At 64.3% G+C, this 9,591-nt stretch carries 9 protein-coding genes, 1 tRNA gene and 2 pseudogenes; 2 read left to right on the top strand and 10 right to left on the bottom strand.

Annotated features, from left to right (window positions below):
• Nucleotides 1-105 precede the first annotated feature (105 nt).
• The 5 genes from AB5Y89_RS15540 to AB5Y89_RS15520 form a co-directional block, all read right to left on the bottom strand.
• Nucleotides 106-182 (bottom strand) — tRNA-Met (locus tag AB5Y89_RS15540).
• Nucleotides 183-425: 243 nt separating this feature from the next.
• Nucleotides 426-1,145, bottom strand: a complete 720-nt coding sequence (locus tag AB5Y89_RS15535) for a hypothetical protein (protein ID WP_010674858.1) — start codon at nucleotides 1,143-1,145, stop codon at nucleotides 426-428.
• A gap of 106 nt (nucleotides 1,146-1,251) precedes the next feature.
• Nucleotides 1,252-2,886, bottom strand: coding sequence for an ATP-dependent endonuclease (locus AB5Y89_RS15530; RefSeq protein WP_039038583.1), 1,635 nt, complete (start codon nucleotides 2,884-2,886; stop codon nucleotides 1,252-1,254).
• A gap of 76 nt (nucleotides 2,887-2,962) precedes the next feature.
• Nucleotides 2,963-3,085, bottom strand: a complete 123-nt coding sequence (locus AB5Y89_RS15525; RefSeq protein ID WP_256094327.1) for a hypothetical protein — start codon at nucleotides 3,083-3,085, stop codon at nucleotides 2,963-2,965.
• A gap of 62 nt (nucleotides 3,086-3,147) precedes the next feature.
• Nucleotides 3,148-4,035 (bottom strand): helix-turn-helix domain-containing protein, encoded by an 888-nt coding sequence (locus AB5Y89_RS15520; RefSeq protein WP_368224110.1) that lies wholly within the window; start codon nucleotides 4,033-4,035, stop codon nucleotides 3,148-3,150.
• A 178-nt stretch (nucleotides 4,036-4,213) separates the two neighbouring features.
• On the opposite strand from AB5Y89_RS15520, the gene AB5Y89_RS15515 reads away from it, so the two are divergent.
• Entirely contained in the window at nucleotides 4,214-5,131 is a 918-nt protein-coding gene (locus AB5Y89_RS15515) for a DMT family transporter (protein ID WP_041215090.1), read from the top strand.
• A gap of 51 nt (nucleotides 5,132-5,182) precedes the next feature.
• Nucleotides 5,183-6,115, top strand: coding sequence for a LysR family transcriptional regulator (locus AB5Y89_RS15510; RefSeq protein WP_368224108.1), 933 nt, complete (start codon nucleotides 5,183-5,185; stop codon nucleotides 6,113-6,115).
• Nucleotides 6,116-6,168: 53 nt separating this feature from the next.
• Here AB5Y89_RS15510 and AB5Y89_RS15505 read toward each other — a convergent pair whose 3' ends face one another.
• The 5 genes and pseudogenes from AB5Y89_RS15505 to AB5Y89_RS15485 form a co-directional block, all read right to left on the bottom strand.
• The gene (locus AB5Y89_RS15505) at nucleotides 6,169-6,948 is read right to left on the bottom strand and encodes a TSUP family transporter (protein WP_010674863.1); all 780 of its coding nucleotides are present in this window, start codon (nucleotides 6,946-6,948) and stop codon (nucleotides 6,169-6,171) included.
• Nucleotides 6,949-7,315: 367 nt separating this feature from the next.
• Nucleotides 7,316-7,429: pseudogene (locus tag AB5Y89_RS15500) on the bottom strand (DTW domain-containing protein); the annotation flags it as partial.
• Nucleotides 7,430-7,431: 2 nt separating this feature from the next.
• Nucleotides 7,432-7,545, bottom strand: a pseudogene (locus AB5Y89_RS15495) (DTW domain-containing protein); the annotation flags it as partial.
• A 2-nt stretch (nucleotides 7,546-7,547) separates the two neighbouring features.
• Entirely contained in the window at nucleotides 7,548-8,297 is a 750-nt protein-coding gene (locus AB5Y89_RS15490) for a tRNA-uridine aminocarboxypropyltransferase (protein ID WP_041211486.1), read from the bottom strand.
• A 190-nt stretch (nucleotides 8,298-8,487) separates the two neighbouring features.
• Nucleotides 8,488-9,477, bottom strand: a complete 990-nt coding sequence (locus AB5Y89_RS15485) for a D-alanine--D-alanine ligase (protein ID WP_041215087.1) — start codon at nucleotides 9,475-9,477, stop codon at nucleotides 8,488-8,490.
• Nucleotides 9,478-9,591: the final 114 nt, after the last annotated feature.

Here is a 9,591-nt window from a genome sequence, read left to right as displayed (position 1 = left end):
CACCCCGCGTCCGAATTGTATTGCCACCACAAAAAGCAGAGCAGTTGCTTCTTGCTGTCTTCGTCTCCACCGCAGCGCTATGCACTTGCCATGGACACAAATGGTTGGTTGCGGGGGCCGGATTTGAACCGACGACCTTCGGGTTATGAGCCCGACGAGCTACCGAGCTGCTCCACCCCGCGTCCGAGGTCGCCCATAATAGGCGCCAACGCTGAGATTGCAAGTAAATATCCTAAAAAAAGTTTATTCGGGGATTAAACCGTCACATACTGCGCTCTTTTGCAACAAATCGCAGTTTTTTCAGGCAGCTAGCGATCTCTCGCCCCTCAGGCCCCTCCCCGCGCTCCCCCGCTCCCCCCGACTTGCCCCTCTTTGCCATAAAAAAAGCCCGCACGACAAGGTGCGGGCGGGAGGATGCGCCGGGATCAGGCGAGCTGGTGCAACACGCTGGTCGCCGCAATCTGGGCGATAATGAGGCCGCACAGGGTCACGGAGACCACCACGGGGGCCGTCTCCTGCTGACGGTAGATGGGGCTGAACCAGAGCAGCAGGGCTGCGACCAGCAGGCCGGCCTGGGTCACTACCCCGGGGATCAGCGGGTCGAGCCCGGCGCTGCTCCCCTGCCAACCCACCAGCACCGCCAGCCAGATAAGACTCAGGATGGCGGAGACCAGCCCCGCCAGGGGCAGCAGCAGATTGAAGGCTTGCAGGCGGTGGCGGGCACGCAGCAGCATCAGGTGGGCAAAGGCCGACCCCAGCAGCACCATCTGCAGCAGGCCGCCGAGCCAGCCCTGGATCTGCATCAGACCCAGCCCGTAGAGGGCGAGCGGCATGGCGGGCAACCACAGCAGGGTGGCGGGGATGGCGCGCTTGCCCTCCAGGCGAGACTGGACCAGGGAGAGCACGATACCGAGCACCAGAGCGGCCCCCCCGCTCCAGATGAGCCAGCCCGCAACCTTGGCCTCCACCGCCAGCATCAGAGAGAGCCCGGTGATCACCCAGACCGAGAAGAGCTGGGTAGTGATCCGCGAGCGCTGGCCCGGGCAGAGATCCCCGCGCCACAGGACGAGCCCCACGGCGATCAGGGCCCCCAGGGCCATCAGACCGGTCAGGGGAAAGAGCCAAAAAGGAAGTTGGACGAACATAGGGTCTCCGGCAGCAGTCCGGGTGCGGGTGCACCCGTCACAGGGTAAGGAAGGACAAGAGGCAGGGAGTATATCCAAACTCCCCCCGTCTTCCCAACGTCGCCGGTCAGCTTTGTCCCCGGGCAAGGGCGACCACCCGGGCAAACATCTGCTTGAGCACAGGGGGAATGTGCTCGCTGCCGAGGCGCTCCGCCTCCTCCACCACAGCCAGGGCCATGCCTGGCTTGCTGCGATGGTGGATCGCCTTGGCGATGATGCGCCCGGCGTTGAGGGTGGAGCGCCCCCCGACCCCCGCCTCGCGCCGGAACACCCCCTCGAACCCGTTCTGGTAGAGGTAGTGCTCTATGTCTGCCGCCGGCAACTGGGTCAGCCGATCCCGCTCGCGCTCCCCCTTGAGCAGGGAGCGGGCGGAGCTCGCATACTTGGCACCCGCCTCGTCACCGTCGGTGAGCAGGTGCCACTCTATGCCAAAGTCCCGGGCCACCTTGATGAGAGGAGCCTGGCCGCACTGGGCGAACTCGATGATGCGCACCCCCTCTGCCCGCAGGCTGTAGCCGCAGATCTGGGCCAGCTCCGAGAGCAGCCAGATCTCGGTCTCCCCTTCCACCAGCAGCCAGCAGCGGGCAAACATCGACATGGGCCTGTTGATGCGCACATGGAAGGCAATCTTGCGCAGATCGTCGCTGCTGTAGCGCTCCCCTCCCAACTGATGGCAGAGGATGTCCTGCTGGCGGCGCACCAGACGGCGCACCTGATTGAGGGGCAAGGAGGAGAGCAGGTCCCCCGAGTTGGTGGTGAGCAGCTTCTGGCCGGGCAACTGCTCCAGCAGACCCCAGGCCAGGGCCAGCATGGTGGGATGCAGGCGGCTCTCTGGGTCTTCCAGCATCAATATGGGTCTGGCCCCCTCCTCCAGCTCCCGGTTGCCTCGGGCGTGGAGCAGCATGGCCGCCATGCCCGCCATGGCCAGTTGCAGTGCCCGGTTGTCCGCATTGCGCAGCAGCACCTGCAGGTTGCCGGGATTGCGCAGGGTCATGGGGCGATTGACGATATCCCGCTGGCTGCGAGGCTTGTGCTTGATGGGAGCTAAAGCGCTGAAGTAGTGCTCCATCAACTGCTGCACCGCCTGCAGCGCCTCCTTGAGTTCAGGCTCGCCGATGCGCTGGGGCTCGTCGGTGAGCTTGCCGGCCAGCTCGTCCAGCCGCTGCTCGCACAGATCCCCCCAGGGCAGCCGCTCGATGCCCTCCCGGGCGGTACGGGCATCCCGCAGCCTGAACACCGGGTTCATGGTAATGAGCAGACGCACCAGCGCCTCGTTGTTGTCGATGGCCAGGCTCTTGCCGATGCCGTCGAGAAAGTCGTGGGTGGTGAGCACGCTGCCATCGTCCTGCAACTCGGCACTGGCACGATAATGCACCCGGTGGAACTTGTCCTTGTGGGGGATCCAGGCCGCGCCGAGGCGGGCCAGACGGCGGGAGTGCTGGCACATCTGGGGACGATACTCGCTGAAGGTGAGCACCAGTTGCAGCGTGCGCGAGGGTTCGAGCTCGGGATCTTCGGGCCGGTGAAAATCATCCTGACCAAATTGATAGGGCTCGGCATCCCCCAGCAGGCACCAGAGGGCCCGCAGCAGGCTGGATTTGCCCCAGGCGTTTTCGCCGATGAGCACAGTGGTGTTGTCCAGCCCGAGGGAGAGGCGATTTATTCCGCGAAAACCTTTGACTTCAATGCGTTCCAGAAACATGCGGCCATATCCAGTCCATCCTGATGGCGCAATAGTGGCAAAGTTGCCGGAAAAATCCTATCGGGTTACGGCGTTTTCAGCGGGAACTGTGAGGAACGAGCGGTTCGGGCGGCGTTGGCTGGGTGGCGCGATAGAGGGGGGCATTCCAGTGGTTGAACCAGAGATGGCGAGTACGGGTCTGACGTTTGCGATGATTCAATGGGCATTCCTTTCAATGGACAAGAGACAGAGGGTACACCTCTTTTGTCCAGAGTCTCAGGGTTATCTGTGACAGGAGAATGACAACTGGGCTCGCCACTGGCCCGGGCTCAGGCCGAACGCCTCCCGGAAGCGGTTGCCAAAATGGGCCTGGGAGGAGAAACCGCACTGGGCGGCGATGCTGGCCAGAGGCTCGCTTCCCGCCAGCAACTGCTTGGCCCGCTTGAGCCGCAGCCCGAGCAGGTAGCGGTGGGGCGGACAGCCCAGACTCTGCCCGAACATCCGGGCGAAGTGGTATTCGCTCAGACCCGCCTCCCGGGCGAGCTCTCCCAGGGTGACCGGCTCGGCCAGGTGAGCCTGCAGATACTCCTGTACACGGCGCACCACGGCCGGGGCCAGACCGCCGCGCACCTCCGGCAGCGCCGGGGCCTCGCGGGTGTGATGGCGATAGGCGTGTAACATCAGCATCCAGACACCGTGGGAGAGCGCCATGCGATCGATGCCGTGCTGCCAGTCCAGCTTCATCAATTGCCCCTGCACCAGGGCCGCCGCCTGGGGATCGTCGATAAAGGTCTTGTCTTCCAGTTGCAGATGACGCCCCTCCTTGTCGCACGCCTGCTCGGCGATACGGGTGAAGTGGCCGGGGGTGAAGTAGAGGTGGAAGAAGCGAAACTCCTCGCGCACCAGCCACTCGGACCTGTGGTGATCCGGCATGATGCACACCTTGCCCGCACCGCCATGGCCACCGGGGCCGTCCAGCCGCTCGGTCTGCTCGCCCCCCTGCAGGTAGACGCTGATGGTGTGGTTGCCCGGCTTGTGGTAGCGGGTCTGATCGTAGCGGTTGCACCAGCTCGCCACCCCGAGCCCGGGCTCCAGCCAGCAGGAGTCCTCCAGTCTGGCACCGGTGCTCACCAGGGCATCAAAGACCCCCGCCTGTCTTGTCTGCTGCATGGCATGCTGCACGCTTGCCTCCCTCTTTGGCACTTGCCGCCCCTTTCCTGTCGCCATCTTATCGCGCCTCATGGTCAAAGGCTGCGCCTCCGTTGAAAAAACCGCAAGATGGTGCAAGCCGGCACCCCGCCTCACGGTTCATGCTGATCACATCATCTTCTCTTGATGGGATCACACCATGAATCTGATGCTCTATGTTTCCACCGTCCTCATCTGGGGCAGCACCTGGATTGCCATCGCCTGGCAGCTCGGCCCCATCCCCATCGAGGTCTCGGTGCTCTATCGTTTCGCCCTGGCGGCCCTGGCCCTGTTCGCCCTGCTCACGGTGAGCGGCAAGTTTCCGCGACTGCCCTGGGCGGGCCAGCGTTATGCTGCCCTGCTCGGTGCGTTGCTCTTTTCCACCAACTTCCTCTGTTTCTACCACGCCACCCTCTATATCCCGAGCGGCCTGTCGGCGGTGATTTTCGCCAGCGCCAGCATCTTCAACGGCCTCAATCTCTGGCTGTTCGAGGGTAAACGACCGGGCCTGCGCTGGCTGCAAGGATCGTTGCTGGGGCTGCTTGGCACCCTGCTGCTCTTCTGGCCGGTGCTGGCGGATGCGCAACTGGGTGCAAACGGCTGGAAGGGCTTGCTCTTTGCCTGCGCCGGCACTCTCTGCTTCTCCCTGGGCAACCTGGTCTCCGCCCGGGGACAGCGCCAGGGCTATCACGTATTGCAGATGGTACCCTGGGGCATGGTCTACGGCGTGGCGCTGCTGCTGGGCTGGGTCACGGTACTCGGTCAGTCACTCACCCTGCCCACCGACCCGCGCTACCTCGCCGCCATGGTCTATCTGGCCATCTTCGGCTCCGTCATCGCCTTCACCGCCTACCTCACCCTGGTGGGGCGCATCGGTGCCAGCAAGGCGGCCTACGCCACCGTGCTCTTCCCCCTGGTGGCCCTCACCCTCTCCACCTTCTATGAAGGCTTTGTCTGGCAGACGGTCTCCATCGTCGGCGTGGTAGTGAGCCTCATCGGCAACCTGGTGATCTTCGCGCCCCCCGTCAAGGCATGGCGCTGGCCGCTATCAAGGGCCGCAAACGGTACTTGCCCCTGATGCCACCAGCCCCTAAGGTAACCGCGTCCAACACACGAGGAGGGAGGACGCATGTTACTGGAAGGGCTGGAGACACTCTGCCTGCTGGCAAGCGAGGGCACCATGGCCAAGGTTGCAAGCCGCCTCTATATCAGTCAGTCGGCGGTCAGCAAGCGCATCGCCCAGCTGGAGCAGCGCCTTGGCAAGAAGCTCATCGAGCCGGATGGCCGTCATATCCGCCTCACTCCCCAGGCCCGTGAACTGCTCGCCCGGGTAGCCCCGAGCCTCGCCGAAATGAAGGGCGTGCTGGCGGACAGCCAGATCCTCACGGATCAGACCCCTCTGTCCATCGCCTGCTCCGAAACCCTGCTGGCGGGCTACCTCGCCCGCTTCATGCACACCTACCTTGAACGGGATCCCCACATTGCCCTCTCGACCCACCACACCCCGGTCATTCTGGCCCGGGTGCGCGGCGGGGATGCCCTGCTCGGGATCTGCGCCGGTCGCCTGCCGCCGGGCCATGGGCTGTGTGCCGAACGGCTGCTGGAGGAGCCCTTCTATCTGGTGGGGGACGCTCTGGATGAGGCGGCGCAGCCGGATCACCAGGGCGCCTTGCAAGAAACTGTGACCAGCAAGCAACTGACTGAAGGCGACGTGAGTCAGGGGATGCAGGGCAAGGTGCGCAAGATCCTGACCATGGATCTGGAGAACCCCTCCAACCGCTATCTGCGCGAGCCCCTGGCCGCCCTCGGGCTTATCCCCGCCATGGAGCTCGATTCCTACCTGGCGCTGATCGAGCTGGCCAAGGCAGGCATTGGCCCCGTGCTCCTGCCCGCCGGCCTGCTGGCGCTGGTGGGTGAGCAGGGGACACAGGCACGCCCCCTGCCGGGGCTGGGCCGCCCGCTCCACCTGGTCTATCGGCCAAACAGCCTCAAGCGCGATCGCATCGCCCGCCTGGTGCAGGCGCTGCAAGCCCATTTCCGGCAACTGACGGCACAGGGCTGAAACGCAAGAGGGCCCGATCTGCGATCGGGCCCTCGTCATGGGGGGGTACCGACTCAGCCCAGCCAGGCAAAGAGCTCGGGGTACTGGCTCCACACCAGCTTGGCGGACATCACCAGGGAGACGGTCACCAGCAGCGGCTTGATGAGCTTCACCCCTTTTTTGAGCACCAGCTTGGAGCCCATGCGCGCCCCGATGAACTGCCCCAGCGCCATGCACAGCCCCACGCTCCACACCACCTTGCCCCCCAGGGTGAAGAAGAGCAGGGAAGCGATGTTGGAGGTGAAGTTGAGCAGCTTGGTGTGGGCGGTGGCCCGCGCCATGCCAAAGCCCGCCAGGGCCACGAAACCGATGGCAAAAAACGACCCCGTGCCCGGCCCGAAGAAGCCGTCATAAAAGCCCACGCCCCCGCCCACCAGCAGGGCGAACGCCATGGGGGTGAGGCGGCGCTGGCTCTCCGCATCGCTCACCCTGGGGGAGAAGTAGAAGTAGCAGGCAAACGCCATCAGCAGGAAGGGGAGCAGCCGCTCCAAGATGGCGGCATCGATGGTCTGCACCGCCAGGGTGCCGATGGCCGCCCCGATGAAGGTGCAGATGACCGCCGGCCAGATGATTGCCCACTCAAGGAGCCCCTTGCGGGCATAAAACCAGGTGGCGGAGAAAGAACCGAAACTGCTCTGCAACTTGTTGGTGCCAAGCACCAGGGCTGGCGGCATGCCGGTGGCCAGCAGGGCCGGCACCGTCAAGAGCCCCCCGCCCCCGGCGATGGCGTCGATAAAGCCGGCGATGAGGGCCACCCCGAACAGGGCGACCAGGGTGAGCAGTTCCAGTTCCATCCATAGACCTCGTGTGATTGGCGGCGCCCGGCATGGCCAGGAGCCTGAAGGAGTCAACAGGTCGCTATCCTAGCGAGGGCGGGCTCATGAAGCCAACGAAACAATGGCAGTCAACTGATTCCTTATTTTCATCAATCAGCGTGCGAGAAGGCCTGTGCTTTGATAACCGCCACCTCCTGCAACAGGGGCGCTTCATCCTCACCGGGCGCACGGCTTACCCGGCCAGCCATCTAGCGGCTGCTGATGAGGATTAATCCAGAGCGCGGCTCTGGCCCTTGATGGCCTCCAGCCCCTCCAGCAGGGGCTGCTTCATCCTCACCGGGCGCACGGCTTACCCGGCCAGCCATGTAGCGGCTGCTGATGAGGATTAATCCAGAGCGCGTCTCTGGCCCTTGATGGCATCCACCCCCTGCAACAGGGGCGCTTCATCCGCACCGGGCGCACGGCTCACCCGGCCAGCCATGTAACGGCTGCTGATGAGGATTAATCCAGAGCGCGGCTCTGGGCTTTGATGGCCTCCAGCCCCTCCAGCAGGGGCGCTTCATCCGCACCGGGCGCACGGCTCACCCGGCCAGCCATGTAGCGGCTGCTGATGAGGATTAATCCAGAGCGCGGCTCTGGCCCTTGATGGCCTCCAGCCCCTCCAGCAGGGGCGCTTCATCCTCGCCGGGTGCACGGCTTACCCGGCCAGCCATGTAGCGGCTGCTAAAGAGATTGAACCAGAGCTGCAGCGCCTGTCCCGCCCGCAGCTCCCCGGCCACTTCCAACACGCAGGCGGCCACCTCGGCGGTGCACAGGTGCTCGTCGCTGTGGGCAACCCGCATGCCGTAGGTAGAGAGCGCATCCGGCTTGATGGCGAGCACCGGGAAGCCGTCCAGATAGGGACTCTTGTTGAACATCTTGCGCGCCTCGGGCCAGGTGCCGTCCAGCAGGATGAACAGCGGCTTCTTGCCCGGGGCCAGTACCACCTCGCCGGTCAGGCGGTCGGGCGCTTTTTCGCAGGCGGGAAAGACCACGTAGGGCTGCCAGGCAGGATCCGCCAGCAGGGCCAGCAGCTCGGGATGGGGTTCGGTACGCGACCAGAGAAAGGCCCAGGTGGAGTCCGGCAGCACGTCGGCGATGAGGCGCCCGGTGTTGGAGGGCTTCATGGGCTCGCTGTCATACATCATGAGGCAGAACCCGGCCTCGGCCTTGAGCGCCGGGCGCCAGTCGCAGGCACACCAGTCGTGGCGCAGCTGGCAGGCATCGCAGCGTGGCACGCTGCCGCCACGGGCAAGAAAGGGTCGGGTCGAGACGCTCTTGCGCCAGATGCGCAGGCGGTTGACGGCGTGATCGGGGATGGGCTTCATGGAACGCGGCTCTGACGGTGCCTGTGGCGGGACAAAAGGGGGCTGATTGTAACGGCGCGCCCTCCTGGCGGCAAGGCTTGCCAGGCGGCGCCCTGCCCCCTTCCCTCCCCGCGTTCTGCCCGCCTCGCCCCCATGAAAAAAGGGCCCTGAGGCCCCTACTCACCATCCGTTGCAACCGGGTCTGGCGATGTCAGACCGCCTTTCGCAGGATCTGCTCCAGATAGTGCGCGAAGCTGTGGCCGTGGTGCTCCAGCAGTTTCGGGAACATGGAGATGGAGGTCATGCCCGGGAAGGTGTTGATCTCGTTGAGCAAAATCTCCCCTTCTTCGGTCAGGAAGAAGTCGATGCGCGACAGATGGGTCAGCTTGAGCTGACGGAACGCCTTGAGCGCGTACTCGTGGATGGCATCGGCCTGGGCCTGAGTCAGCCCCTCGGCCTTGAGCGCGGTCTCGGTGTGACTGGCGCTGCTGTACTTCTCTTCATAGGTGTAGAACTTGTCCTGGGGTACGCAGATCTCCCCCGGATAGGTGGCCACCAGCTCGTCACCATACTGGTAGACCGCCACTTCCAGCTCGCGGGGCTTGACCGCTTTTTCGATCAATACCTGCTCGGAGTAACCGAAGGCATCGGCAATGCCCTTCACCAGGTCTGCCTCGTTGCTGGCGGAGTAGCAACCCACGGAAGAGCCCTGGGAGGCCGCCTTGATGAAGACCTTGCCCCACTTGGCCAGCGCCGCTTTTGCCTCGGTCAGGCTCGCCTCGCCCTGCTCGGTCAGGAACAGGTAGGGGGTATTGGGGATGCCGATGGCGGTGAGCCACAGCTTGGTGGTGATCTTGTTGAAGCACACCTTGCTCGCCTCGGCGTCACAACCCAGATAAGGCAGGCCGGCCAGCTCGAGGAAGGATTGCAGATCGCCGGTCTCACCGGGATAGCCGTGGATGCAGGGCACCACGTAGTCCACCGGACGGGCCACGCTGTCGAACGAGAGCAGCTTGTCCAGCCCCAGCTTGCACTCGCGACCGTCGGCGCTGAGCCAGCGGTCGGCAAACATCTCGACCCGGGTCACTTCGATACCGGGCAGGAGCCCGAGCTGTTTTTCGAGGAAATTGGCGCTGCGCAGCGAGACTTCGTGCTCGGAGCCGCCACCGCCGCACAGCAGCAAGACATGCATGTTCTTCATTAGATGTGATCCCTTGGGAGAAGCGGCTTCGTCATCACCATGGCAAACCCAACCGCATGAAAACCGGACGAAGCCAGAAACGAACATAAGTGCGGGCAGTGTAGCAAGGGAGGG

Source organism: Aeromonas sp. s4, from assembly GCF_040907855.1.
In the GTDB taxonomy this organism is placed as follows: Bacteria; Pseudomonadota; Gammaproteobacteria; order Enterobacterales; family Aeromonadaceae; genus Aeromonas; species Aeromonas caviae.
The sequence above is the reverse complement of the archived record's forward strand: the minus strand, read 5'-3'. Positions and strand labels throughout refer to the sequence as shown.

Coding starts and splice junctions, on each gene's coding strand:
- AB5Y89_RS15535 (WP_010674858.1), bottom strand. CDS start 1,145: ATGTTCGTCCAACTTCCTTTTTGGCTCTTTCCCCTGACCGGTCTGATG.
- AB5Y89_RS15530 (WP_039038583.1), bottom strand. CDS start 2,886: ATGTTTCTGGAACGCATTGAAGTCAAAGGTTTTCGCGGAATAAATCGC.
- AB5Y89_RS15520 (WP_368224110.1), bottom strand. CDS start 4,035: ATGCAGCAGACAAGACAGGCGGGGGTCTTTGATGCCCTGGTGAGCACC.
- AB5Y89_RS15515 (WP_041215090.1), top strand. CDS start 4,214: ATGAATCTGATGCTCTATGTTTCCACCGTCCTCATCTGGGGCAGCACC.
- AB5Y89_RS15510 (WP_368224108.1), top strand. CDS start 5,183: ATGTTACTGGAAGGGCTGGAGACACTCTGCCTGCTGGCAAGCGAGGGC.
- AB5Y89_RS15505 (WP_010674863.1), bottom strand. CDS start 6,948: ATGGAACTGGAACTGCTCACCCTGGTCGCCCTGTTCGGGGTGGCCCTC.
- AB5Y89_RS15490 (WP_041211486.1), bottom strand. CDS start 8,297: ATGAAGCCCATCCCCGATCACGCCGTCAACCGCCTGCGCATCTGGCGC.
- AB5Y89_RS15485 (WP_041215087.1), bottom strand. CDS start 9,477: ATGAAGAACATGCATGTCTTGCTGCTGTGCGGCGGTGGCGGCTCCGAG.